The 24707-nt window shown below is 66.5% G+C and carries 18 protein-coding genes; 9 read left to right on the top strand and 9 right to left on the bottom strand.

Annotation, left to right across the window (positions count from 1 at the left end):
- Nucleotides 1-20: 20 nt before the first annotated feature.
- From AC56K1_RS17415 to mepK, 4 genes are all read right to left on the bottom strand, one after another.
- The gene (locus AC56K1_RS17415) at nucleotides 21-1325 is read right to left on the bottom strand and encodes a M20/M25/M40 family metallo-hydrolase (RefSeq protein ID WP_497159056.1); all 1305 of its coding nucleotides are present in this window, start codon (nucleotides 1323-1325) and stop codon (nucleotides 21-23) included.
- 66 nt (nucleotides 1326-1391) lie between these two features.
- On the bottom strand, nucleotides 1392-1694 hold the full coding sequence (locus AC56K1_RS17410; RefSeq protein WP_497159055.1) for a hypothetical protein: 303 nt from the start codon (nucleotides 1692-1694) through the stop codon (nucleotides 1392-1394).
- On the bottom strand, nucleotides 1691-2488 hold the full coding sequence (locus tag AC56K1_RS17405) for a hypothetical protein (protein WP_497159054.1): 798 nt from the start codon (nucleotides 2486-2488) through the stop codon (nucleotides 1691-1693). Before AC56K1_RS17405 ends, AC56K1_RS17410 begins: the two co-directional genes overlap by 4 nt.
- 4 nt (nucleotides 2489-2492) lie before the next feature.
- Nucleotides 2493-3032: a peptidoglycan L,D-endopeptidase MepK gene (gene mepK / locus AC56K1_RS17400; protein WP_497159053.1), complete on the bottom strand. Its 540-nt coding sequence runs from the start codon at nucleotides 3030-3032 to the stop codon at nucleotides 2493-2495.
- A gap of 135 nt (nucleotides 3033-3167) precedes the next feature.
- Between mepK and AC56K1_RS17395 the strand changes: the two genes are divergently transcribed.
- Nucleotides 3168-4358 carry a PQQ-dependent sugar dehydrogenase gene (locus AC56K1_RS17395; protein WP_497159052.1) on the top strand — a complete coding sequence of 397 codons (1191 nt, stop codon included), beginning with the start codon at nucleotides 3168-3170 and terminating at the stop codon, nucleotides 4356-4358.
- Nucleotides 4359-4586: 228 nt separating this feature from the next.
- Nucleotides 4587-7373 carry a M16 family metallopeptidase gene (locus tag AC56K1_RS17390; protein WP_497159051.1) on the top strand — a complete coding sequence of 929 codons (2787 nt, stop codon included), beginning with the start codon at nucleotides 4587-4589 and terminating at the stop codon, nucleotides 7371-7373.
- Nucleotides 7374-7456: 83 nt separating this feature from the next.
- Here the strand turns inward: AC56K1_RS17390 and AC56K1_RS17385 are convergent, their stop codons facing one another.
- Both AC56K1_RS17385 and AC56K1_RS17380 read right to left on the bottom strand, forming a co-directional pair.
- Nucleotides 7457-8518, bottom strand: coding sequence for a serine hydrolase domain-containing protein (locus tag AC56K1_RS17385; RefSeq protein ID WP_497159050.1), 1062 nt, complete (start codon nucleotides 8516-8518; stop codon nucleotides 7457-7459).
- Nucleotides 8519-8598: 80 nt separating this feature from the next.
- Complete coding sequence (locus AC56K1_RS17380) at nucleotides 8599-9585, bottom strand: LLM class flavin-dependent oxidoreductase (protein ID WP_497159049.1); 987 nt, start codon at nucleotides 9583-9585, stop codon at nucleotides 8599-8601.
- Nucleotides 9586-9726: 141 nt separating this feature from the next.
- Here AC56K1_RS17380 and AC56K1_RS17375 point away from each other — a divergent pair, with 141 nt between their 5' ends.
- A complete protein-coding gene (locus AC56K1_RS17375) occupies nucleotides 9727-10989 on the top strand; it encodes a serine hydrolase domain-containing protein (protein WP_497159048.1) in 1263 nt (420 codons plus the stop codon).
- Nucleotides 10990-11121: 132 nt separating this feature from the next.
- Nucleotides 11122-12000 (top strand): hypothetical protein, encoded by an 879-nt coding sequence (locus AC56K1_RS17370; protein WP_497159047.1) that lies wholly within the window; start codon nucleotides 11122-11124, stop codon nucleotides 11998-12000.
- 110 nt (nucleotides 12001-12110) lie between these two features.
- Here AC56K1_RS17370 and AC56K1_RS17365 read toward each other — a convergent pair whose 3' ends face one another.
- Entirely contained in the window at nucleotides 12111-13697 is a 1587-nt protein-coding gene (locus AC56K1_RS17365) for an FAD-dependent oxidoreductase (RefSeq protein WP_497159046.1), read from the bottom strand.
- Nucleotides 13698-13970: 273 nt separating this feature from the next.
- On the opposite strand from AC56K1_RS17365, the gene AC56K1_RS17360 reads away from it, so the two are divergent.
- The 4 genes from AC56K1_RS17360 (at nucleotide 13971) to AC56K1_RS17345 (ending at nucleotide 22158) form a co-directional block, all read left to right on the top strand.
- Complete coding sequence (locus AC56K1_RS17360; protein WP_497159045.1) at nucleotides 13971-15353, top strand: HD-GYP domain-containing protein; 1383 nt, start codon at nucleotides 13971-13973, stop codon at nucleotides 15351-15353.
- Nucleotides 15354-15654: 301 nt separating this feature from the next.
- On the top strand, nucleotides 15655-18291 hold the full coding sequence (locus AC56K1_RS17355; RefSeq protein WP_497159044.1) for a TonB-dependent receptor: 2637 nt from the start codon (nucleotides 15655-15657) through the stop codon (nucleotides 18289-18291).
- A gap of 61 nt (nucleotides 18292-18352) precedes the next feature.
- On the top strand, nucleotides 18353-20848 hold the full coding sequence (locus AC56K1_RS17350; RefSeq protein ID WP_497159043.1) for a family 20 glycosylhydrolase: 2496 nt from the start codon (nucleotides 18353-18355) through the stop codon (nucleotides 20846-20848).
- On the top strand, nucleotides 20845-22158 hold the full coding sequence (locus AC56K1_RS17345) for an MFS transporter (RefSeq protein WP_497159042.1): 1314 nt from the start codon (nucleotides 20845-20847) through the stop codon (nucleotides 22156-22158). Before AC56K1_RS17350 ends, AC56K1_RS17345 begins: the two co-directional genes overlap by 4 nt.
- Here AC56K1_RS17345 and AC56K1_RS17340 read toward each other — a convergent pair.
- A complete protein-coding gene (locus AC56K1_RS17340; protein WP_497159041.1) occupies nucleotides 22145-23050 on the bottom strand; it encodes a helix-turn-helix domain-containing protein in 906 nt (301 codons plus the stop codon). The two genes, AC56K1_RS17345 and AC56K1_RS17340, sit on opposite strands and share 14 nt — an antisense overlap.
- A gap of 504 nt (nucleotides 23051-23554) precedes the next feature.
- Between AC56K1_RS17340 and AC56K1_RS17335 the strand changes: the two genes are divergently transcribed.
- The gene (locus AC56K1_RS17335; RefSeq protein ID WP_497159040.1) at nucleotides 23555-24091 is read left to right on the top strand and encodes a DUF2058 domain-containing protein; all 537 of its coding nucleotides are present in this window, start codon (nucleotides 23555-23557) and stop codon (nucleotides 24089-24091) included.
- Nucleotides 24092-24139: 48 nt separating this feature from the next.
- On the opposite strand, the gene AC56K1_RS17330 is transcribed toward AC56K1_RS17335, so the two are convergent.
- On the bottom strand, nucleotides 24140-24707 hold a 568-nt coding region (locus tag AC56K1_RS17330; protein WP_497159039.1), incomplete at its 5' end, for a transposase.

Below are 24707 nucleotides of genomic sequence, written 5' to 3'. Positions count from 1 at the left end.
CACGCCCTTGCCGAAACGGCTTAGCGCGTCAGGCGATAAATCAACAATGCCGCGCGTATCGCGGAGCGTTCCAGCGAACCCAGGTCGACCGTTTCGCCCGGCGCATGCGCGCCGCTGCCGCCGGCGCCGAGGCCATCCAGGCTGTCGACGAGCGGCGCCACGAATTGGATGTCACCGGCGCCGCGCGCCGAGGGCGGCACCGCGCCGACCGCGCCCAGGCCGGCGTCGCTGCTTGCCTGCGAATACTGCGCCAGCAGCGCCAGGTTGCCCGGCGTGACGGCCATCGGCGGATAGGAATCGCGGAAGCTGATGCTGGCGCTGGCACCCGGCAGGCTTTGGGCGACGATCTCGCGCATGCGGGCCTGGGCGCGGTCGCGCTGGGCGTAGTCGAGGTAGCGCAGGTCGCCGCGCACGGTGACGGTATTGGCGATGACATTGGTTTTTCCCGCCGCCGTACCCTTCGAGTTGGCCTCGTCGATGGCGACGTCGGTACCGCCCAGGATCACGCCGGGGTTGAAGGTCAGGCCGGGCTCGACCACCGCCTGCCGAAAGCCGTCGAGGATGCGCGCCGCCTCATAGACGGCGCCATAGCCGCCGTTACCGAACACGCCTTGCGAGTGGCCCTGGCGGCCCTTGACGTCGAGGTCGAAGGAAGCAGTGGCGCGGCGCCCGACGGTGGCCATCGCCTGGCCCGATGCATCGGTGATGGCGCCTTCGAAACTGAGCGCGACGTCGCTGCGTTTTGCCAGTTCGACCAAATCGCGGCGCGAGATCTCGCGCGGATGGCCGGCGTTTTCCTCGTCGCCGGTGAACACCACGCTGATGTTCGACTTGTCGAGCGCGCCCGCACGCTGCAGGGCGCGCAGGGCGGCGATCACGATCACGTTGCCGCCTTTCATGTCGCCGACGCCCTGACCGCGCGCACGCATGCCTTCGCGCTGCCACAGCGGGCCGGGCGCGTCCGCTTCGAAGACGGTGTCGAGGTGGCCGAGCAGCAGCAGGCGCTTGCCCTGGGCCGCGGTGCCGGTGCGGTTGGCGACCAGGTGGCCGGCGCGGCCCATCTCGGCCGGCATGTCGATCCACACGGTCTTGAAGCCCAGCGTGTCGAGTTCCTGGCGGAAGATGTCGCCGACGGCGCGCACGCCGGGCAAGTTCATGGTGCCGCTGTTGATGCGCGCGCTGCGCTCGAGCAGGTCGATTGCCTGGGGCTGCCACGCCTTGATGTCGTCGGCAATGCGCTGTTCAACCGGGGACAGGCCCTGGGCCGCGGCACTCCCGCACAGCAGCGCGGTCAATACGAAGGAGGGAGCAAGCTTGCGTGGCATCTGGGCATCCATTGCATTGAAGAATGCCTCACTCTACTACGGAAGGGCCGGGCGGCCGCAAACCGCTCAGGGCTGCGCAGGCGCCCGCGTACGGGTTTTGGTGACGACACCCTGGGGATTGATGAGCACGACATATTCGGCAAAGCGTCCGGTACCAGCGGGCGCCTGGTAGACCCAGGTCTCGAAGCCGCTGTCGAAAACGACGCTTTTGGTTGGACCGAAGGCCGCCAGCAATTGCGCTTTGGTCGTGGTGCCTGGAACGACGGTTTGCTGGAGCCTTTCGCTCGAGACTTGCGCACCGGGCGGCACGGGAGAACTGGCGCAGCCGGCGAGCACCATGGCGGCGAGAACGACAGCCGATACCTTCATGGCGCGTCCTCCATATAGGTGAACTCGACCAGCGTATCGTTCGGCCAGGACGCATCCCAGATCGGCGCGTAGAAGGTGCGGTCGAGCATCACCTGGCAATCGCAGTATTGCAGGTCGGTTTTGGTCTGCTCGCCACCCGCATACATCATCTTGAAGGGCAGGATTTCGACGCGTTCGCCGGCGCGCAAGGTGACGGCAAACACGGGACGGTCGGCAAAGAACAGGTAATTGCCATCGGGGCTGCCGCAGACCTGCTCGGGCGAGTTCAAGGCATTGGTGACCCAGGCGAACAGCGGCGAGCTGTTGGACACCAGCCCGGCCTCGACGCCGACCCGGCATTCGAGGCGCATGTCGCCCAAGCGCCGGGTACCCGGGGGCAGGCCGGGGGTGTTGATGAGGGCGCGCCAGGTCATGCTGGTCGTCTTGCGGTTGGCGAGAACGGCGGCGTCTTCGCGTAGCGCGGCATCGACACGCGGCAGGACGAAGCTATTGTCGGCCGCGACCTCTACCGGGACGCTGACGCTGTCGCCGGCCACGCGCAGGGTGATGCCGCTCATGTTCACGGTCGGCAGGCGCGGCAGCAACTGGAAGCGCAGGGGTGCGTTCGGCGCCAGGGCATGCTCGCGCTCGAAGCGCTCCATGCCTTTGATCATTTTTCTATACGATTTATCGACCGGATCACGGGTGGATTGCACCGTGACGGTGGCGGCTTGCCCGGCGGCTTGCGCCAGGACTGCCGAAGGGCCCGCCAGTGCGGCCAGGCCCAGAATGACGCAGGCAATTTGCCGCGTCATGGACTTACCAGTAACGGACGCGGCCGGTGTCCACGTGGACAAATTGCGAGTCCGCGTAGTAGCCGACGCCGCCCACCTTGGCCGACATGGCGGCGCGCTGCAGCATGCGCAGGTCCTTGCCCGGAATGCGGATGTCGATGGCTTTCGCCTCCATGTGCAGGCTGTGCTTGGCCACGCCGCCGCTCGCCGCGACCAGCTTGGCGTTCGACTCCGGCGAGCGGTAGCCCGAAATGATGTGCAGTTCCCTGTTGTTGTCCATCTTCTCGTTAACAGCGCTCAGCAGCAGCATCAGTTGCGGATCCATGTCAGCAACCTTATTGTTGCGGTGGTCGCGCAGCACCTTGTTGATGTCCTTCAGCGCATCCGGAACGAACTCGCCATCGGCCCAGAACACGCTGGTCAGCTTTTCGCCGGTGTGCGTGTTGTACAGGCGCAGCGTACGTTCACCTGGCGCGGCTTGTGCATTTTTGGCAAGTGCTGGGACGCTAAGGGTGGGTGCTGCGAGGAAGAGAGAGGACTTCAGGAAAGCTCGGCGTTGCATCATCGGATTAGATCCTTATGGTGGGTGCGCTCAAAGGTTAATTCTACGCCGATTGTGTTAAACCTGCTGGCAAAATCGTGGAAAACGCGACAAATACGCTACGATCTTGGTGCTTTAAACAACTTCAGGAGATTTTCGATGACGAGTTATCAACGAATGCCGGCTGCGGGTCTCATGTCGATCGCCGTCTTGCTTGGTTCGCTGTCCGGGCAGGTCATTGCACAGGCCAATCCGCAGCTTGTGAAGCCGGTGAACCAGCCGCCTGCGGCGACCGGCTGGCGTGTTGAGACTGTCGCCGACGGCCTGCCGCAGCCCTGGGGAATGGCCTGGCTGGCCGACGGACGCATGCTCGTCACCGGCAAGAAGGGAACGCTGCACCTCGTGAACGGCAAGCGCGTCGATGAGGTCGCCATCGAAGGCTTGCCGGCGCTGTTCACGGGCGGCCAGGGCGGCCTGCTCGACATCGCCGTGCACCCGCTTGATACAGGCCCGAATCCGCGCATCTACATGACGATGGCCAGCGGCACCCAGGACGAGAACCGCACGGTGCTGGTGCAGGGCATCTTCGACGGCAAGCGCGTGCACGGCGTGAAAACGCTGTTTACCGCCTCGCCTTCGAAGAGCGGCGGCCAGCACTTCGGGTCGCGCATTGTCTTCCTGAAGGACGGCAGCCTGTTGATGAGCATCGGCGACGGCGGCAACTCGCCCCAGCGCGTGGGCAACATGCTGGCGCGCGACCAGGCCCAGAACTTGGGCAGCCACAACGGGGCCATCCTGCATCTCACGGCCGAGGGCAAGCCCGCCGCAGGCAACCCGCTGGCCAGCCAGCCCGGCGCGTTGCCGGAACTGTGGAGCATTGGGCACCGCAACATCCAGGGCATGGCGGTCGACCCGCAAAGCGGCCGCGTCTGGGCCAGCGAGCACGGCCCGCGCGGTGGCGACGAAATCAACCTGGTCGAAGCCGGCAAGAACTACGGTTGGCCGCTGCAGAGCTATGGGCTGGACTACAGCAGCCGCGAGCCGATCGGCACCAAGGTGGTGCCAGGCATGGTGCAACCGATCGTGGTCTGGGTGCCGTCGCCGGCGCCCTCGGGCCTGGCCTATTACACCGGCAAGGCCTTCCCGGCCTGGCGCGGCAGCCTGTTCTCCGGCAGCCTGGCGGGCCAGGACATCCGCCGCGTGGCGTTTGATGCGCAGGGCAAGGTCACGCGCCAGGAAAAGCTCGCCATCGGCAAGCGCGTGCGCGACGTGCGCCAGGGACCGGATGGGCATCTGTATGCGCTGACGGATGAAAGCCGCGGCAGCCTGCTGCGGATCGTGCCGCGGTAGGGTAGGCGGCTTGTGATCTGATCCGCTGGACCAAATCACTCCGCGCGTTCAACGAACGTATGCAGATCACGGCGCGGGTATGCATAGGTGATGTGAACGCACGGACGGCGAAGCCGGCCACCCTACGCACGGATTTCGACCGATCCATGCACCTGACATTGTTGCAATGAGAAAAGCTGCCTAGAATGCTCTTTCCATCCGTCCCGGATGACCCACAGGAGGAGCAGCATGGCAGTATCCGTTCGCAATCTCAGGCTGGCCGCAGCGCTGGCGCTGGTGACCAGCATCTCCGCAGTGCACGCCGCGCCGGCCAAGCAGGCATCGATGCCTGATATCCCGATCCCCAATGTCCCGTACACCAAGTTCGTCCTCAAGAACGGCCTGACGGTGCTGGTGCATGAAGACCACAAGACTCCGGTGGTCGCGGTCAATACCTGGTACCACGTCGGCTCGAAGAACGAGAAGGCCGGCAAGACCGGTTTCGCCCACCTGTTCGAGCACCTGATGTTCAGCGGCAGCGACAACTTCAAGAAGACCTACCTGAATGCGATGGAAGGCATCGGCGCGACCGACCTGAACGGCACCACCAACCAGGACCGCACCAACTACTTCCAGAACGTGCCGACCTCGATGCTGGACTATGCGCTGTTTGCCGAGAGCGACCGCATGGGCCACCTGCTGGGCACCGTCGACAAGAAGAAGCTCGACCTGCAGCGCGGCGTCGTGCAGAACGAGAAGCGCCAGCGCGAGAACCAGCCGTATGGCGTGGCCTACGAGCTGCTGGTAACGAACACCTATCCGGTCGGCCACCCGTATTCCTGGACCGTGATCGGCAAAATGGAAGACCTGGACGCGGCCTCGATGACGGACGTGCAGGACTGGTTCAAGACCAACTACGGCCCGAACAACACGGTGCTGGTGCTGTCCGGCGACATCACGCCGGAAGTGGCGCGCCAGAAGGTCGAGCAGTATTATGGCCATATTCCCCCTGGCCCGCCGCTGGCCAAACATGAAGCCTGGATCGCCAAGCGCACTGGCAGCCACCGCACGGCCGTGCAGGACCGCGTGCCGCAGTCGCGCATCTACCGCACCTGGAACGTCCCGGGCGCGCACACGCCGGAAGAAGCGCAGCTCGACCTGGCGGCGCTGGTGCTGGGCGGCGGCAAGACCTCGCGCCTGTACAAGCGCCTCGTGTACAAGGACCAGCTGGCCACCAGTGCGGTGGCGGGCGACGACGCGGCGGAAATCGGCGGCCAGTTCGACATGACACTGACCGCGCGTCCTGGCGCCGACGTCGCCAAGATGGAAAACGCAGCGGATGAAGAACTGCGCGCGCTGATGAAGAACGGCCCGACCGAAAGCGAACTGCGCCTGGCCAAGACCACCATCCTGGCCCAATACACCCGCATGATCGAACGCGTCGGCGGCTTCGGCGGCAAGAGCGATTTGCTGGCTTCGTGCACCACCTATACCGGCAACCCGGACTGCTACAAGGTATACCTGCAGCGCATCAAGGCCGCGACCCCGGCGAGCGTGAAGAAGGCCATGAACGACTGGCTCAGCGACGGCGACTTCGTGCTGCAGGTCGACCCTTACCCGACCACCCTGGTGGCCGGCGCCGCACCGGACCGCAGCAAGGAACCGGCGCTGGGCAAGCCGATGTCGCTCAAGCTGCCGGACATGCAGAAGGTGACCCTGTCGAACGGCCTGAAGGTCGTGCTGGCGGAGCGCCACGATGCACCGGTGGTCAACTTCCAGCTGCTGGTGGACAGCGGCTTTGCGTCCGACGCGTTTGATAAGCCGGGCGTGGCCAGCCTGGCGCTGCGCATGCTCGAAGAAGGCACCAAGACCCGCAAGTCGCTGGAAATCGGCGAAGAGTTCGCGGGCCTGGGCGCGCAGTTCGGCGCCGGCACCAACCTCGACAGTGCCTTCGTGTACATGAACACGCTCAAGGCTACGCTGCCGCAGTCGCTCGCCGTGTACTCGGACCTGGTGCTGAACCCGGCCTTCCCGCAGAACGAGTTTACCCGCCTGCAGAAAGACCGCCTGGCCGCGATCCAGCGCGAGAAGACCGTGCCGCAGCTGATGGCGCTGCGCGTGCTGCCGAACCTCTTGTACGGCAAGGACCACGTGTATGCGCGGCCATTCACCGGCACCGGCACCGAGGAAGCGGTCAAGCGCATGACCCGCGACGACCTGGCCAAGTACCACGCCACCTGGTTCAAGCCGAACAACGCGACCCTGCTGGTGGTGGGCGACACCACGCTGGCCGAGATCAAGCCGCTGCTCGAGAAATCGTTCGCGGGTTGGAAAGCGGGCGAGGTGCCGAAGAAGGTGCTGGCCACCGTGGCGCCGCAGGAGAAAAGCGTGGTCTACCTGGTCGACCGTCCGGGCGCGCTGCAAAGCGTGATCGTCGGCGCCCAGCTGGCCCCGCCGCGCAACAGCCCGGAGTCGCTGCCACTGGAAATCGTCAACGACGTCTTCGGCGGTACCTTCAGCTCGCGCATCAACATGAACCTGCGTGAAGACAAGCACTGGTCGTACGGCGTGTCGAGCCAGCTGTCGCCGGCCATCGGCCAGCGTCCGTTCATGAGCGTCTCGCCGGTGCAGACCGACAAGACCCGCGAAGCGATGCAGGAACTCGTTACGGAGTACCGCAATATCGCCGGCGGCAAACCGATCACGGCCGAGGAGCTGAAAGGCGCGCTGGACAACAACACGCTGGGCCTGCCGGGCAGCTTCGAGACCGCCGGCCAGCTGACCAATGCCTATACCAACATCGTGCAGTACGGCCTGGGGGATGACTATTACAACACCTTCACCGAGAAGGCGCTGTCGCTCACCCCGCAGCAGGCCAATGCGCTGGCCGCCCGCAGCTACGCACCGGACCGCCTGGTGTGGGTCGTGGTGGGCGACCTGAGCAAGATCGAGTCGGGCATCCGTTCGCTGAACATCGGCGAAGTGCGCAAGATCGATGTGGATGGGAATCCGGTGGCCGGCACTCCGGTCAAGTAAGTGTTAGCGTTGAACGTCGTCCCGCGCAGGCGGGGACGACGTTCAGATGCCAACATAATAATTGGCATCGCGTTTAGCGCCCGTTAATCAAGCGCCTGGAACAAGGCCGTCGCAATCTTCGCCTGCTCGGCCTGTGGCATGTCGGTGTTATTGAGCAGCACCACCGCACGCCCATCGGCCGGATCGTAGGCCAGCAAGGTCTTGTAGCCGCCAAAGGCGCCCGTCTCCCACGCAAGGGGACGGGCGCCTTTTTTCGTGCTGATGGTTTTGATGCGGCCGCCCAGCGCATAGTCTTCGGAGGCCACCTGCACGGTGGACAGCTCGCGCCGCGCCTTATCCGACAGCAGCCTGGTGAAATAGACGCTGTCGGCAAGCGCCACCAGGTCGCGCGCGGTGCTGTACAGGGTGCCGCTGGCGGCCACCATCGGCGGCGCGGTCGGGACCTTGCGCCCGCCGGCAGCGGTATAGGCCACCGCCATGCCGACCGCATCCTCGTAGCCGGTGGCGCCGAAGCTGGTGTCGCGCACGCCGGCCGGCGCCAGCACCAGTTCTTCCACGACTTCGGTAAACGGCTTTTTGGTGGCGCGCTCGACGACGGCCCCGACCAGCACCCAGTTCGTTACCGAGTAATCGTAGGCCGAGTTTGGCGCGCTGGCATGGCCGGCGCCGAAACGCAGGGCGGCTTCGACCGGGCCGATCTCGAGGTTCTCGATCGCCTTGTCTTTTTTGAGCGCCTCGGACAGGCCGTTCGGGATGCCGCTCTGGTTCGACATCAGCTGGCGCAGCGTGACCGCGCCGTTCGCGGCCGGCAGTTCCGGCAGGTGGCGCGCGATCGGGGCATCCAGGTCGAGCTTGCCCATGTCGGCCAGGCGCAGCACCGTGACGGCGCTGACCCACTTGGTCATCGAGCCGATCATGAAGCGGGTGTCCTTGGTGTTGGCCTGGGCTTCCTCGCGCAGGGCCAGGCCGCTGGCGCGCGTGACCAGGGTCGAGCGGGCATCCTTGCGCACTGCGGCCACGCCGCTGTAATCCTTCGGCAGGTGGCGCTCGATCAGGGGTTCGGTGGTGACCTTGTCGATCACGGCGCAGCCGGACAGGGTGAGCGTGAAGGCAGCAGGGGCGAGCAGGGAAAAACGGATACGCATGGGGTCTCCCGGTAAAGTGGCAGCTGCATTGTAGCTGCCGCTCTCCGGGAACGGCGGACGCTGGGAACGGCGTGCGCCGGTCAGCCCTTGCGCTGGATGCCGGCCGTGATCTCGTAGGCGCGCAGGCGCGCCGCGTGGTCGAACACCTGCGAGGTGATCATCAGCTCGTCGGCTCCGGTGCGTGCGATGAAGGCGCGCAGCTGGGCTTCCACGGTGTCCGGTGCCCCGATCGCGGTGCAAGAGAGCACGCTGTCCAACATCATGCGCTCGGCCGTGCCGAGGCTCTCCAGATAGCCGGGCATCGGGGGCTGCAGCTTGCTTGGCCGGCCGCTGCGCAGGTTGACGAAAGCCTGCTGCATCGAGGTCGCCAGCACCTGGGCTTCGGCATCGGTATCGGCGGCGAACACGTTAAAGCCGAGCATGACGTAAGGTTTTTCGAGCTGGGCCGACGGACGGAAGGTCGAGCGGTAGATCTCGATCGCCTGCATCATCATCTGCGGCGCGAAATGCGAGGCAAACGCATACGGCAAGCCGAGTGCGGCGGCCAGCTGGGCGCCGAACAGGCTCGAGCCGAGGATCCAGACCGGCACGTCCAGGCCCGCGCCCGGTACCGCGCGAACCTGGCGGCGTGGCGAGTCGGCGAAATAATCCGTCAGCTCGACGACGTCCTGCGGGAACTCGTCGGCATCGGACGCCAAATTGCGGCGCAGGGCGCGCGCGGTGACATGGTCCGAGCCGGGTGCGCGGCCCAGGCCCAGGTCGATGCGTCCCGGGAACAGCGATTCGAGGGTGCCGAATTGTTCGGCAATCACCAGCGGCGAATGGTTGGGCAGCATGATGCCGCCGGCGCCCACCCGGATGGTCGAGGTGCCGGCCGCCACATGCCCGATCAGCACCGCGGTGGCGGCACTGGCGATGCCCGGCATGCCATGGTGTTCGGCCAGCCAGAAGCGGTTGTAGCCCCAGCGTTCCCCGTGCTGGGCGAGGTCTAGTGACCGGTGGAAAGATGTTGCCGCATTGCTGCCTTCTGCGATCGGCGAGAGGTCGAGTATCGAGAATGGAATCATCCAATGATGATACGCCGATGCGGTTTTTCGCGTGCGCGAAGGCCCAGAACGCTTGCCGCTGCTTGGTGTTCTGTAAAGATTGACCCGAGGCGGACACGTCCTTATGATCAAGCGCGCAGCCCCTTCATTGATTCCCTGCCCATGTCCAGATTCCTGCATTCGCCATGCCGCCGCACGACCATGTTTGCCGCCTTCTGCGCCGCCCTGTTGGCCACCGGTTGCACGCACCTGCCTGGCGCGGACACCGCCGCCATGCGTGCTGAGGCCGGGTTCGACACCAGGCCGCTGGCGGAGTTGGAGCGCGCCATCCTCGACCATATCGCCGCCCGCAAGCTGCCGGGCGCCGTGTTCCATCTCGAACGCGCCGACACGGTGGTCGAAAAGGGGTTTGGAAGCTTCACTTACGAGCCCGGCGCCACGCCGGTGCGGCTGGACACGGTATTCGACGCCGCGTCCCTGAGCAAGGTGCTCTCGACCGCTCCCTCGGTGCTGATCCTGGCCGAAGACGGCAAGCTCGCACTCGACGCGCCGCTAGTGCGCTATTTTCCCGAATGCGCGAACGGCGGCAAGGACGCGATCACCGTGCGCCAGCTGCTGACGCATGCTTCCGGGCTGCCGGCGGGCTTGCCGGCCACACCCGCCTGGAAAGGCGGGGAGGCGGCGCATGCCCTGGCCTGCGCGCAAGCCCTGACGCATGCGCCGGGCAGCTTCTTCCGCTATTCGGACATCAATTACATCCTGCTCGGCCAGCTGGTGGGACGCGTGGCCGGCATGCCGCTCGACCAGTTCGCGCAGCAGCGCATCTTCACGCCGCTGGGCATGAGGGACACCGGCTACCTGCCGCTGGCGCGCATGCCTGCCGGGCGGATCGCGCCGACCCAGCGCGCGCCGCTTGAAGGCGACGCCGCCCTGCATGGCGACCTGGCCCCGGGCCAGCTGCTGCAAGGCGCGGTGCACGACCCGACCGTGCGGCGCATGGGCGGCGTGGCCGGTTCCGCCGGCGTGTTTTCCACCGCGCGCGACGTCGCGCGTTTTGCCCGCATGCTGCTGGGCAGGGGGGAACTGGACGGCGTGCGCGTGTTGTCGGCGGAGAGCGTGCGCCTGCTCACCACCGCGCAGTCGCCGCCTGGGCTGGCATTGCGCGGCCTGGGCATGGACATCGACTCGCCCTATGCCCAGCGTCCGCGCGGCACGCTGTTCCCGGTCGGCTCCTACGGGCATACCGGCTTCACCGGCTGCATCCTGTGGATCGATCCGCAGTCGCGCAGCTTCTACGTCTTCCTCTCCAACCGCGTCTATCCTGACGATAAAAGCAATGTGCTCGCGCTGTACACCCAGCTCGGCACGCTGTCGGCGCAGGCCGCGCGCGTGGCGGCGCCTGCCATAGCAGCGATCCGCGATTGACCGGGCTTGCTTATTTTTCCGGCAGGCTACCGTGCGCCTGCCGGTGTTGCACATCTTTACACTCGGACCCCTATGCAATATCTCATTGATATTGTTCAGCTTTTCGCCAGAAGACAATTTTAGGAGATCCACATGAAGATGAACAAGCTACTGAAAGGCCTGCTGGGTGCGTCCGTTGCCGCTGCCATGTTCGGCGCCACTACCGTCCATGCGCAATCGAGCAACACTGCCGGCCAGTCCGGGGCTACCTCCAGCACCGGCACCACCGCCGGCACCAGCCAGAGCGGCAGCATGAACGATCAAAGCAGCGGCAGCTCCTCGGCCAGCGCCACGGGCAGCTCGCAGAAGCAGGACAAGAAACACAGCAAGAAGGGCAAGCACCATAACGCGTCCCACGGTTCCGGCGGCACCGGCGGCACCAGCGGCTCCAGCATGAGCGGCTCCACCAGCGGTGACACCAGCGGTGCGACCAGCTCGAGCGGCAGCACCGGCTCGATGGGTGCCACCGGCTCCAGCGGCCAGACCGAGTCGGGCAGCATGGGTGTCGAGGCAGGCCGCACCAGCACCGGCGCATCGAGCGAGCCGCCAACCCATTCGAGCACCAGCAGCTCGTCGGGCACCAGCGGCGCGACCGGCACCAGCGGTTCCTCGGGCTCGATGGGCACGAGCGGCGCCACCGACACAACCGGTACCACGGGCGCTGCCGGCACCACCGGTTCGACCGGCACGATGGATGCTACCGGCCGTAGCGGCACCAGCGGCACCAGCGGCACCAGCGGCACGTCGGGCACTTCGGGTACGACCGGCACCACCGGCACCACCGGAACGACTGGAACCACGGGTACGTCGGGCACTTCGGGTACGACCGGCACCACCGGAACGACTGGAACCACGGGTACGTCGGGCACTTCGGGTACAACTGGAACCACGGGTACGTCGGGTACGTCGGGCACTTCGGGTACCACCGGAACTACCGGCACCACCACCGGCGGCACCGGTCGCGGCTACTGATCCGCCACGGAACTCCTGTTCTCCCCCTGCGCGGCCATGTGGCCGCGCTCGACACCAGCCTGCGGGCTGGTGTCCTCGTTTACACGCCGGGATAGTGCTGCGGCGCGCTGTCAGCGTGCATTGCGTCCCCGCATGCCGGGACGCGGCGAACGTGGGAGCAGGCTGCCTTCTGCCAGTTCGATCTTCTCAAGCGGCTCGGGCGCCGGGCCATGCAGCACCTTGCCCTCGATGTCGAAGCGCGAGGCGTGGCAGGGGCAGTCCCAGGAGCGCTCGGCCGAATTCCAGTGCACGGCGCAGCCCAAGTGGGTGCACTTGGCCGACACCGCGTGCAGCCCGCCCTGGGCGTCGCGGTAGACCGCGATCTTGCGCAGGCCGTCGCGCACCACCGCGCCTTCGCCGGCGGCGATCTCCTGTACCGAATCGACGCCGCCCCCGGTCAGCCATTCGCCGTAGCGCGCCAGGGTATTGGCCTGTTCCGAGGCGAAATCGGCCAGGCCGTGCACCGGTTTGCGCGACGGGTCGTACAGCGCCTGCCAGGGATTGTCGCGGCCGCCGATCAGGTCGGTGACCAGCATGGCGCCGATGGTGCAATGGGTCATGCCATTGCCCGAGTCGCCGGTGATCAGGTAGACGTTGTCGTCATCCATCGGGTTGCGGCCGAGGTAGGGCAGGCCGTCGGACGGCTCCATCACCTCGCCCGACCAGCGGTAGGCGACCGCCTGCGCCTGGGGAAAATGCTCGCGCACCCAGCGCTCGATCTCGTCGTAGCGGTGTTCGGGGTGGTCGTCCTGCCCGGTCTTGTGGTCGGCCCCGCCGACGATCAGGATGTCGTGGTCCGCGCCCGCGGGCGACTCCAGGCGCACGTAGTAATAAGGATCGCCCGTATCCCACAGCAGGATGCGCGGCAGCGCCCCACGCGGCACCTGCAGGCCCACCACATAGGTGCGGTAGCCGGCCTGCTTGGTGTGCATCACCACGCGGTCGTTGAAGGGCGTGTGCGTGGCCAGCACCACGGCGCGTGCACGGATGTCGCCGCGGTCGGTGGCGACGGTTTGCTGCTGCTGGTCGCCGCGCACCCGGTGCGCGTGGGTGGCGCCGTAGACGCTGCCGCCCAGACGCTCGATGGCGCGCGCCAGGCCGGCCAGGTAGTTCAGCGGATGGAACTGGGCCTGGCCTCTGTACCGCACGGCGGGGCCGGAATCGAAGGGCAGGCCGGGCACGCAGGTCAGCAGTTCGACCGCCACGCCGGCGCGCCTGGCGCAGTTGTATTCCTTCTCGAGGTCGCGCAAGCCGTTGCCGGGCCGGGCGTACAGGTAGCCGTCGAGGCGCTCGAATCCGCAGTCGATGTTTTCTTCGGCGGCGATCGACTCCACCAGGGTGATCGCGCGCGCATGGCTGTCGGCCACCAGCCGCGCATTACCGGCGCCGAACTTGTCTTCGATGGTGGCGTACCACTCGTCGGGCGGGAACAGGTGGGCCGTGGTGCGGCCGGTTTCGCCGGCGCCGATGCCGAGCGCGTCGATCACGGCCACCTTGCGTCCCTCTTTGGCCAGCAGGTAGGCGGTAGTCAAGCCGGCGATGCCGGCGCCGACGATGCAGACCTCGGCATCGAGGTCGCCGGGCAGCGGAGGACAGGAGGGCAGGTCGGCGGTGTCCAGCCATACCGAGAGCGAAGCGCCGTTCGTCGTAGCAGGCATGTCGTCATCCTTTCTGTGCAGGGCGCCGGGCGCCGGCGCGCGGGAAGGTGAAGCGGGCCGCGCCAGCGGCCGATGAGTCCTTGGCACAGTCTACCGGGCGCCAAAAAAGCCCGTAGCACGATGCCGCGCCTCCGCCGGCCGGGGGAAATGGTGCGTTCCCGGCCGGCGGTGTGTGGCAGGCGTGCACCACTATTGTCGAAATTGACGACCAGACGGTTCACCGAGGACGTTGTAGCGTAGAATTAATTTATATTACCCACAGGAACTATCGCGATGAATAAAGCTACCGGTCCAGTCCAGGCATTTCCGCCCAGCGCCATGAAGCTTTCCGAGCTCATCGGGGCCCTGAGCTACGCGCTCGACATCACCGAAGGGCAGCCGGACGGCCATTGCGTGCGCTGCTGCTGGATCGGCATGCACATCGGCCAGGCCATCGGCCTGCCGCAAGAAGAACTGTGGGAGCTGTATTACACGCTGCTGCTCAAGGACCTGGGCTGCAGCAGCAATGCGGCGCGCATCTGCGAGCTCTACCTGACCGACGACCTGCAATTCAAGCGCGATTTCAAGACCGTCGGCGACAGCCTGCCGCAGGTGCTGTCCTTCGTGCTGTCCCACACCGGCCTGAAGGCCGGCCTGGCCGAGCGCTTTCGCAGCGTGATGACCATCCTGCGCGACGGCCCGAGCATCGCGCAGGGCCTGATCGCCACGCGCTGCCAGCGCGGCGCCGAGATCGCGCGACTGCTGCGTTTTTCCGAAGGGGTCGCCGCCGGCATCTATTCGCTGGACGAGCATTTCAATGGCAAGGGCAAGCCCGCGGGCTTGGCCGGCGACGCCATCCCGGTGTACGCGCGCATTGCGCTGCTGGCCCAGGTGATCGACGTGTTCAATACTTCGTCGGGACGCGACAGCGCCATGAAGGAAGTACGCAACCGCGCCGGCACCTGGTTCGACCCACGCCTGGTGGCGGCCTTCGAGCAGGTGGCTGCCGCCCCGGCCTTCTGGGACATGCTGGCATCAACAAGCGTCGACCAGGCCGTGTTCGCGCTGGAGCCGGCCGGCCGCGAAGTGGCGCTCGACGACGAGTACCTCGACGACATCGCCACCGCCTTCGGCCAGGTGGTGGACGCCAAGAGCCCCTATACCAGCGGCCACAGCGCGCGCGTGGCGCTGTACACCGACCTGATCGCGGAAGAACTGGGCATGGGCGCGCAGCAGCGCCGCTGGCTCAAGCGCGGCGCGCTGCTGCACGACGTGGGCAAGCTGGGCGTGAGCAACAGCGTGCTGGACAAGGCGGGCTCGCTCGACCGCGAAGAATGGGACGCGGTCCGGCAGCACGCCCAATATACCGAGACGATCCTCGGCCGTATCCATGCGTTTGCGGGCCTGGCCAGGATCGCGGGCGCCCACCATGAGCGCCTGGATGGCACCGGCTACCCGCGCGGCCTGAGCGGCGACGAGATCGGCATCGAGACCCGCATCATCACCACTGCCGACATCTTCGACGCCATCACCGCCGAGCGCCCCTACCGCGGCGCGATTCCGGTGCCGCAGGCCCTGGAGATGATGGAAAAGACCGTCGGCAGCGCGCTCGATGCGGACTGCTTCGCCGCCCTGAAGAAGGCAATGGCGCGCCTGCCCATGGCGGCAGCGGCCTGACGGCGATCCGCCCCGGCAGCCTGGATGACCAGCGGCTGCTGCGGGCACACCTGCATCAAGCCTTGCCTGCCTTGCCCCGGCAGGGCGCCTGCCTGCCCGGTATCTTCCAGCAGTACGCTTGCCCTCGTCCCCGCCTCTTGCATGAAATCCCCTCGTCATAGCAAGATTTGACAAACATCGCCCAAACGATAACGACACAATGCCTTCACACGAGAGACGCCGAACGTCCAGGTATGGCCGAAGGCTGAAGTGAAGCGGTTCCGGCCCGTCACGGAATCACCAACCTGTTTTGGGAGACAACATGAACGAGATGAAGGCAGGGCAGTACAAGCGCACCGCGATCGCGGCGGCAGTAGCGGGTGTCATCGTGGGGATGGCCGCCCAGGCATCCGCCCAGGAAGCGGTGGAGCCCCAGACCGTAGTGGTGACGGGCGTACGCGCCGCGCTGGAGCAGTCGCTGCGCCAGAAGCGCAATGCCGATGCCTTCGTCGAAGTCGTCACGGCCGAAGACATCGGCAAGATGCCGGACAAGAACGTGGCCGACGCGATCCAGCGCCTGCCCGGCGTGAACACCCAGTCCTCGGCCGGCGGCGAAGGCGGCTTCGGCGAGAACGACCGGGTCAGCCTGCGCGGCACCAGCCCGAGCCTGCAGCAGACCCTGTTCAACGGCCACGCGATCAGCACCGGCGACTGGTTCCTGCTGAACCAGATCGGCGGCAACGTCGGCCGCTCCAGCAGCTTTTCGCTTCTGCCCTCCGAACTGGTGGGCTCGATCGTGGTGCAGAAAAGCCCGACCGCCGACCTGGTCGAAGGCGGCGTGTCCGGCGCCATCAATGTGATTACTCGTCGCCCGCTCGACTTCCGCCAGCAGCTGACGGTGGAAGCCTCGGTCCAGGCCAACTACAACGACTTGTCCGATAAAACGCAACCACACCTGTCGGGACTGGTGAGCTGGAAGAACGCCGCCAATACCGCCGGTGCGCTGGTCCAGGCCTTCTCGGAAAAAGCCACCGTGCGCCGCGACGGCCAGGAAATCCTCGGCTACACCCCGATCAGCGCCACCAGCGCCGCGGCGATCGCCAGTCCTGCGCTGGCCGGGGTCGCCATCCCGACCTTCATCGGCGCCAGCCTGTTCGAGCAGACCAAGAAGCGCACGGGCGGCGCCTTCGACATCGAAGCACGTCCAATGTCCGGCCTGTCGCTCGACCTGAACGGCTTTTATTCGAAACTGGAAGCACCGCACCTGAACACCAACTGGCTGGCCGCACCGGCCAACTCGATCAACAGTCTGAACCTGGTGCCGCAGAACCCGGTGGTACGCAATAACACCCTGGTGGCGGCGGGCTTCACCCGCAATGCCGGCGAGGTCGATAACATCTACCGTCCGGATGCCGGCGGCGAGTCCTGGTACCTCGATTTCAACGGCAAGATGCGCGTGAGCGACCAGCTCACCGTCTCCGGCAAGCTTGGCAAAACCCATGGCGTAGGCTGGGACCGCGACGACGTCTTCTACCAGAACAACGTCGACGGCGGCATGGTGTATGCCCTGAACGGCCTGTCGCCGGCCTCGGTCAGCTACCCGGGCGGGAACACCACCTCGCCCGGCTCCACCGCCTGGGCCGGCGGGGGCGAAGCGCAATCGGTCGACCAGGAAAAATATGCGCAGCTTGACGGCGAATGGCGGGTGCGCGATTCCAGCCTGCAGGCGATCCGCTTCGGCGCGCGCTGGACCGACCACCACCGCACCGCCGAACATCCGCTGGAAACCCGCCCGGGGCCGAACGGCTTTACGGCGCCGGGCCCGGCGTGGAACGGCCAGATGTATCCGTCCGACTTCGCCAATGACCTGGGCGGCAACCTGTCGTCGAACTATTTCAAGTACGACGGCGCGGCCCTGGGCGCCTGGGGCGCGGCGCCCGGCAACCGCCTGCTCGACTACACCTTGCGGCATAACTGGATGGACGAATTCCAGGTGGCCGAGAAGACCGCCGCGCTGTATGCGATGGCGGACTTCGGCGGCGAGCGCTGGAGCGGCAACGTCGGCCTGCGCGCGGTCGAGACGCGCCAGACCACGGTGGTGAACCTGCCGGGCGGCCCGAGCCCGATCACCGGTTCGGCCTTCGGCCCCTATACCCCGACCACCTTCAAGCGGAGCTACCGCGACTACCTGCCGAGCATGAACGTCAAATACGAGGTGTCGCCGCAGCTGGTCGTGCGCAGCGCGCTGGCCAAGACGATTGCACGTCCCGACTATAGCGCGCTGGGTGGCTCGGTCTCGCTCAACGACGACGCCCTGAGCGGCAGCGGCGGCAACGTCAACCTGGAACCGGTGCGCTCGACCAACTTCGACCTCGGCATGGAGTGGTATTACGCGCCGAAGGCGCTGCTCTCGGCCGGCTTCTTCTACATGGACCTGCGCTCGATCGTGGCCCAGGGTACCTCGACGGGCACCTACTACAACAACAAGCGCAGCGCGCAGGCGGTCTACCAGATCACTTCGCCGTTCAATACGACCGGTACCAACAGGGGCCTGGAACTGAGCTGGCAGCAGCCCTTGTGGGGCAACTTCGGCAGCCTGGTGAACTACACCCATGCCGACGGCGAACTCGATGACGGCGGCGAGCTGCTGAACTCCTCGAAGAACACCTGGAACGTCACCGGGTATTTCGAGAACGAGCGCTTCTCGGCGCGCCTGGCGTACAACTACCGCTCGAAGTACAAGGCCGGCGTGGACCGCGGCGCCAGCCAGCACGTGGACAGCATGCCCTCGCTGGCGGCCTCGCTCAATGTCAAGCTGACCGAGCGCCTGACCCTCACCGTCGATGCGCTGAACCTCACCAACGAGACGATCAAGATGTATGCCGAGAACGAGGACCGCCCGCGCGCGTTCTACTCGAACGGCCGCACCTTCTACGTCGGCATCCGCGGCAAGCTGTAAACAAGCCCCACCACGGCGGGCCGCCCTGCCCAGGGCCGCCCGCCGGCTGCGGAAGACATTCATGACCCCGACTCCCGACCTGCCAGTGGGCGGCCCGGCGATCGCCATCGCCTGGGAATGCCTGAGCAACTTCACGCGCGACGACGCGTTCACCGCGCGCCTGGTGCTGCGCAACGATTCGGGCGCGGCGATCGCACCCGGCTGGACGCTATGCTTCAATACCTGCCGCAAGGTTCTGGCGGGCAGCGTCAGCGACGGCTATGCGATCGCCCACGTCAACGGCGACCTGTTTTGCCTCACCATGCCCGATGCCGGCGCCTGGCTGCCGGGCGAAATCCACACGGTGGACTACGAGGCGCTGCATTGGGCGATCAGCATTACCGATGCCCCGCTGGGGTTTTATCTGCTGCCGGGCGACGGCGGCGCGCCCGTCGACCTGGGAGACCCGGAAATCGCACCGTTCGTGCGGCCGGAACAGCGCCAGCGCATGCGCGGCGACCTGCTGCCGACGGCGGACGCGGCCTGGCGCTTCGAGCAGAATGCCGCGCTTTACCGGCTGCCTGAAGCCTCGGTCGGCCGCGTCACGCCGCGGCCCTTGTTAGCGCAATTCGACGGCCGCCGCTGCCTGCTGTCGCGCCACGCGCCGCTCAGCTACGACGGCGCACTGTGGAACGAAGCTTCGCTGCTTGCCTCGATGCTGGGCAGCCTGCCGGGACTGGTTCCGGGCGGCACGGCCGACATTTTTCTGGAGGTCGGCTCCGTCGGAGATGTCGAGGGCGGCGCGCCGCTGGAAGCCTACCTGCTCGACATCGAGCCGGGCAGGGTGCGCATTCGCGGCGCCAGCCCGCACGGCCTGTTCAATGGCATCCAGAGCCTGGGCCAGCTGCTGGGTCCTGGCGGCGAGCTGCCGACCGGGCGCGTGCTGGACGCCCCGCGCTTCGGCTACCGTGGCCTCATGCTCGACGTCGCGCGCCATTTTGCCGACGTGACGACGGTGCTGCGCCTGCTCGACTGCATGGCCAGCTACAAACTGAACCGCTTTCATTTCCACCTCACCGACGACGAAGGCTGGCGCCTGGCCATCGGCGCGCTGCCCGAGCTCACCGCCATCGGCGCGCTACGCGGCGTGGCCCCCGGTGGCCGTCCCTGCCTGACGCCATCCTTCGGCTCCGGCGCCGACATCGATGCACCGGGCGGCAGCGGCTTCTACACGGCGTCGGACTTCGTCACCATCCTGCGCCACGCGCATGCGCGCCACATCGAGGTCATCCCCGAATTCAACATGCCGGGCCATGCGCGCGCCGCCGTGGTGGCGATGCGCGAGCGCTACCATCGCCTGCTGGACGAGGGCGACGCAGGGGGGGCCGAGCGCTACCTCTTGCATGACCCCGATGACAGCTCGATCTACGAATCGGTGCAGCTGTGGCACGACAACGTGATCTGCATCGCGTTGCCTTCGGTGGACTGCTTCATCGAAACCGTGGTGGGCGAGGTCTGCATGCTGTATCGCGAGGCCGGCGTGCCCCTGCACACCATCCACACAGGCGGCGACGAAGTACCACGTGGCGCCTGGCTCGGCTCCCCGCGCTGCCGCGCGCGCATGCAGGAACACGGCTGGACCGAGGTGCAGCAGCTGCACGACGACTTCACCGAACGCTGCCGCGCGATCCTGGCGCGCCACGGCGTGGCCTTCGCCGGCTGGGACGAGACCGCGCTGGTGCACCGGGATGGCCGCATGCAGCCCAATCCGCGCTTTGCCGGCGCCGGCCTGCAGGTCTATGTCTGGAACAACGCCTGGGGGGCGGGCCAGGAAGATTGCGCCTACCTTCTGGCCAATGCCGGCTATGAAGTGGTGCTGGCGAATGCCGCCAACCTCTACTTCGACCTGGCCCATGCCAAGCATCCGCAGGAGCCCGGCTATTACTGGGCCGGCTTTGTCGACACCCGCGACGCCTTCGGCTTCTGCCCGCTGGATGCGGGAGCGATGGCCGGCATCGATGCGATGGGCAGGGCGCTCGATCCCCGCATGCTCGCTGCACTGCAGCCGCTCGATGACAAAGGGAGGCGCCGCATCAAAGGCCTGCAGGGTCAGCTCTGGGGCGAGAACGCGCGCACCCCCGCGCGCCTGGAATACCTGGCGCTGCCACGGCTGATTGGCCTGGCCGAACGGGCCTGGGCCCAGGAACCCGGCTGGCAGGACATTCCCGGGCCGGACCGGCCCGCCGCATGGGCGCTGCGCGACTGGAACGAATTCGCCAATCGCCTCGGCCAGCGCGAGCTGCCGCGCCTGGACCGCGTGCGCCAGCCCTGGGATTACCGCCTGCCGCCGCCCGGCGCCGTCGTGCGCGGCGGGGTGCTGCATGCGAATGTGGCCTTGCCGGGACTGGCGCTGCATTACACTGTCGACGGCAGCGAGCCTGACGTGCGCAGTCCCCGCTACGTTGCGCCGGTGCCGGTATCCGGGGCGGCGCAGCTGAAGCTGGCCAGCATCGACACCCGCGGCCGCGGCAGCCGCACCGTCACCATCGACCCGACCCCGACCGTGGATACGCCATGACCGCCATGAACGAACTCCCCGCAGCCTCGCTTTCGGCGGCGCGCAAGCGCCATCCGCTGGCCTGGGTGCCCACCCTGTACCTCGCGCAGGGCCTGCCGTTCTATGCGGTGGCGCTGGTGGCCGGCCTGATGTTCAAGTCGATGGGGGTGCCCAACGACCAGATCGCGCGCTGGACCGGCGTGCTCGGGCTGGCCTGGGTCTTCAAGGCCTTGTGGAGCCCCTTCCTGGAACTGGCGCGCAGCAAGCGCGGCGTGGTGGTGACCTTCCAGCTGGCGGGGGGCCTGGCCCTGGGCGCGGTGGCGTTGGCGCTGCAGCTGCCAGGCTGGTTCGGCCTGTCGATCGCACTGTTCGCGGTGGTGGCCATGGCCTCGGCCACCCACGATATCGCGGCCGACGGCATCTACATCGCCAGCTTGAGCGAGCGCCAGCAAGCCGCCTATGCCGGCTGGCAGGGCGCTTTCTTCAATGCCGCCAAATTCCTGTCGCTGGGCGGGCTGGTCATGCTGGCCGGGCACCTCGAGCAGCATTTGGGCCCGGCCCAGGCATGGGCGATCGTGTTCGGCCTGCTCGGCGCGCTGATGGCGGGCCTCGGGCTGTACCACCTGTGGGCCCTGCCGTTTGCCACGCCGGTGGTCCGGCCGCAAGGCGGCGCGCGCGGCGCTGCGGCCACGCTGCTGGACGTGATCCGCGCCTTCTTCGCCAAGCCGGGCATCTGGATGGCGATCCTGTTCATCATCCTGTTCCGCGCCGGGGAGGGGCAGATCCAGACCATCGGCCCGCTGTTCCTGCGCGATGCGCGCGCCGTGGGCGGCCTGGGCCTGACGACCGCGCAAGTTGGCGCCGTGTATGGCACCGCGGGCACGGTGGCCTTCCTGGCCGGCAGCATCGCGGGCGGCTATTTCACCGCGCTGCTGGGATTGCGGCGCGCGATGCCCTTCCTGATCGTGGCGATGAATTTGCCCAATGCCGTGTTCTGGTACCTGGGTACGGCGCAGCCCGAATCGCTGGGCATCATCGCGGCCGCACTGGGCCTGGAGATGTTCGGCTACGGCTTCGGTTTCGTCGGCGTGATCCTGTTCATCATGCAGGTGGTCGCCAGCGGCCCTTACCAGACGGCGCACTATGCGCTCGGCACCGGTTTCATGCAGCTCGGCTTCGTGCTGTCCAAGATGGTCAGCGGCGACATCCAGCGCCTGCTCGGCTATCGCGATTTCTTCCTGTGGGTGCTGGCGTGCGCGCTGCCGGTGCTGGTGCTGAGCCGCTTCATGCGGCTGGAAGGCGGCGACGACAAGGCAGTCAGCGCTTCTTGACCGGCAGCGCCAGCCAGCCGCGCCATTGTCCGGCGCCGTCGCGTTCCACCTTCTGGATATGCGGGCGCGTGCTGTCCAGGCGCCAGCTGGCCTGGCGGTCGAGCCAGTCCTCGTACATCGACCGGAAGCGCGGCCACTCATGGCGAAAATCCAGGCAGGCGTAGGCGCCGGCCGGCAGCACGCGCATGCCCAGGCCCGCATCGGCGGCGTCACCCGCATGGCCAAAGTCGTAGCAGTATTCGTCTTCGCCGGTAAAACCCGGGTCTTCGTCGAACACGCCATACCAGGGCGCGCCGGGCGCGATGCCCTGCCCGCGTTCGCCCTCGCAAATAAAGGTATGGCAGGCGATCGACAGCGCCGCCCCGGACTGGCCGAAGAAGCGCTGGTAGCGCAGCGTCACCGCCGGCAGCGTGCGCACCTCGATGCGCGCGGCCACCGTGCCCGGTTCGGGCGCGCAGTACGGCGCCAGGATCACATCCAGGTTGCCCGGCTCCGCGACAAAAAAACTGACGTCGCTCTCGCGCCCGACCTGCTGGTCCATGTAGGCGCGCCAGCCGCCTTCGCGCCAGGCCTTGGCGGACATCGCGAACTGCTGCCGGAAGGCCTTGGCGAAGGCCGCGTTGGAGGGAAAGCCGCAGTCCTGCGCGATGCGTCCGATCGGCACGTCCGGTTCATGGCGCAGCTGGTGCGCGGCACGGCGCAGGCGCCGCTTGCGCTGGTATTCGACGGCCGAAAATCCGGTCAGCTCGCGGAAGATGCGGTCGAAGTGGAAGCTGGAATAGCTTGCCGATGCGGCCAGGCCGTCCAGGGCCAGCGGGTCGCCCACCGAATCGAGCATCAGGTCCATGACTTCGTACAGGCGCGACACGCGCGACGGCGCCTTGGCGGTCATGGCGCCGCGATAGTGCTGACGGCCGGAGGGAACAGGACGAAACGATGGGACATCGCATGGCAGGGGTGCTGTAGGTACAGCGATTATGCGGCAAATACGATGTCGTGGCGAAATAGTTGACGCGATTGCACAACAGCCGCGCCAGACTTCTTTAGCCCGGCCGGCAGGATTCGGCGTCCAGGCGCGCGCCGACGACCACGATGCCGTTCAGGCGTCCCCGATGGCTCATCGGCATGAGCAGCTGTCCAGCCAGGATGCCCGACCGGTGTCCGCAGCGCGCGCATCGTTGCCTCCTGCACAAGGGTTCACCAGAATGAACCAGCCTCTGCCGCGGCGCAATCGAATTCAAGGTAGGGGAGGGCGACTGTTGCTTTTCCCGCAAGCGCATTCGGTTCCCACAGGCTGTGCCGCTACGGTCATCGGTGCGGGAGCGCTGCGGTTTGCTATGCTAGCGGCTTGACGGCGGCCGGCAGCGTGCGGGCCGGCATTCGAAGGAGCAAGAACATGGTGTCGCTGGCGGAGCAGTTGCTGAAAGCAGGTCTGGTGGACAAGAAGAAGGTCCAAAAAGTCACTCAGGACAAGACCAAGCAAAAAAAGATCGAACGCCGTACCGGCACCGAATCGGTCAACGAATCGCGCGAGGCCGCGCTCGAACTGCAGCGCAAGAATGCCGAGCGGGCGCGCGAACTCAATGCCCAGCGCGACGCCGCCGCCCAGCAAAAGGCCGTGGCGGCGCAGATCGCCCAGCTGGTGCACACCAACCGCCAACCGCGCGGCGCCGGCGACATCGCCTACAACTTCACCCACGGCACCAAGATCGAGCGCATCCACGTCTCGGCGACCGTGCAGAAACACCTGGTGGCCGGCCGCCTGGCGATCGTGTTCCTGAACGGGACCTATGAACTGGTGCCGAAGGTGATCGCCGCCAAGATCGCCGAGCGCGATCCGGCCATCGTGATCCAGGTGAAGCAGGCTTCCATGGAAGCCGATGCGGACGATCCGTATGCCGATTACCAGATCCCGGACGACTTTACCTGGTAGCAGGCCCGCCTTGCCGCATCCGCGACGCCACCTTCGGGTTAATGCCAGTCAGTTAAGCTGACTGGCATTTTTCATTGGAAACTTGGATCTGGGCTGTTTGACGACTCTTGGATAGGAACGCGTTCGCCGTTCCGGCAAGAGGTAGGCGCGTGCGTGCTCGCGTAGCAATGCCAAGCGCTTGGGGAAGGTGCCGGGAGTTTGCAGCGGCCAGTGGTACAAGGCCGTGGTAATGGCCAGGGCCAGCCATTGAAAACTCAGGCGCTGTGGCGGTACGCGTAGCTCGTGGGCCATCTGGGCGATCTCGCGGCGCAGCAGGTTGTAAGCGATGAACATGCCCCATACCTCCTGGCGTACCAGCTCAGGCAATTTGCTACGCAGGGTCGTCGTATTCTTTTGCATGCCTTGCTTGATTTCTCTGAACCCCAGTTCGATCTCCCATCGCTGCACATAGTGCGCGGCGATCTCGCGTGCAGGAAAACGCTGCGCGTCGCACAGGGAGGTGAGGAACTGACGAGGCTCTCCGCCGATCATGCACTTGATAAGTCGTGCTTGCCAATGGCTCGGCAGGTCCGGCCGCTGCTGGCGCGCCTGCGGCGACACCGGAAGGCTCACCAGA

It is taken from the genome of Telluria sp. ZB4P37 (assembly GCF_059685855.1).
Note: the sequence above shows the minus strand (reverse complement) of the source record. Positions and strands in the feature narration are given on the sequence as shown.

Bases quoted from the DNA above. Each gene is read 5' to 3' on its own strand.
- AC56K1_RS17415 (WP_497159056.1), bottom strand. From the start codon at position 1,325: ATGCCACGCAAGCTTGCTCCCTCCTTCGTATTGACCGCGCTGCTGTGC.
- AC56K1_RS17410 (WP_497159055.1), bottom strand. From the start codon at position 1,694: ATGAAGGTATCGGCTGTCGTTCTCGCCGCCATGGTGCTCGCCGGCTGC.
- AC56K1_RS17405 (WP_497159054.1), bottom strand. From the start codon at position 2,488: ATGACGCGGCAAATTGCCTGCGTCATTCTGGGCCTGGCCGCACTGGCG.
- mepK (WP_497159053.1), bottom strand. From the start codon at position 3,032: ATGATGCAACGCCGAGCTTTCCTGAAGTCCTCTCTCTTCCTCGCAGCA.
- AC56K1_RS17395 (WP_497159052.1), top strand. From the start codon at position 3,168: ATGACGAGTTATCAACGAATGCCGGCTGCGGGTCTCATGTCGATCGCC.
- AC56K1_RS17390 (WP_497159051.1), top strand. From the start codon at position 4,587: ATGGCAGTATCCGTTCGCAATCTCAGGCTGGCCGCAGCGCTGGCGCTG.
- AC56K1_RS17385 (WP_497159050.1), bottom strand. From the start codon at position 8,518: ATGCGTATCCGTTTTTCCCTGCTCGCCCCTGCTGCCTTCACGCTCACC.
- AC56K1_RS17380 (WP_497159049.1), bottom strand. From the start codon at position 9,585: ATGATTCCATTCTCGATACTCGACCTCTCGCCGATCGCAGAAGGCAGC.
- AC56K1_RS17375 (WP_497159048.1), top strand. From the start codon at position 9,727: ATGTCCAGATTCCTGCATTCGCCATGCCGCCGCACGACCATGTTTGCC.
- AC56K1_RS17370 (WP_497159047.1), top strand. From the start codon at position 11,122: ATGAAGATGAACAAGCTACTGAAAGGCCTGCTGGGTGCGTCCGTTGCC.
- AC56K1_RS17365 (WP_497159046.1), bottom strand. From the start codon at position 13,697: ATGCCTGCTACGACGAACGGCGCTTCGCTCTCGGTATGGCTGGACACC.
- AC56K1_RS17360 (WP_497159045.1), top strand. From the start codon at position 13,971: ATGAATAAAGCTACCGGTCCAGTCCAGGCATTTCCGCCCAGCGCCATG.
- AC56K1_RS17355 (WP_497159044.1), top strand. From the start codon at position 15,655: ATGAACGAGATGAAGGCAGGGCAGTACAAGCGCACCGCGATCGCGGCG.
- AC56K1_RS17350 (WP_497159043.1), top strand. From the start codon at position 18,353: ATGACCCCGACTCCCGACCTGCCAGTGGGCGGCCCGGCGATCGCCATC.
- AC56K1_RS17345 (WP_497159042.1), top strand. From the start codon at position 20,845: ATGACCGCCATGAACGAACTCCCCGCAGCCTCGCTTTCGGCGGCGCGC.
- AC56K1_RS17340 (WP_497159041.1), bottom strand. From the start codon at position 23,050: ATGACCGCCAAGGCGCCGTCGCGCGTGTCGCGCCTGTACGAAGTCATG.
- AC56K1_RS17335 (WP_497159040.1), top strand. From the start codon at position 23,555: ATGGTGTCGCTGGCGGAGCAGTTGCTGAAAGCAGGTCTGGTGGACAAG.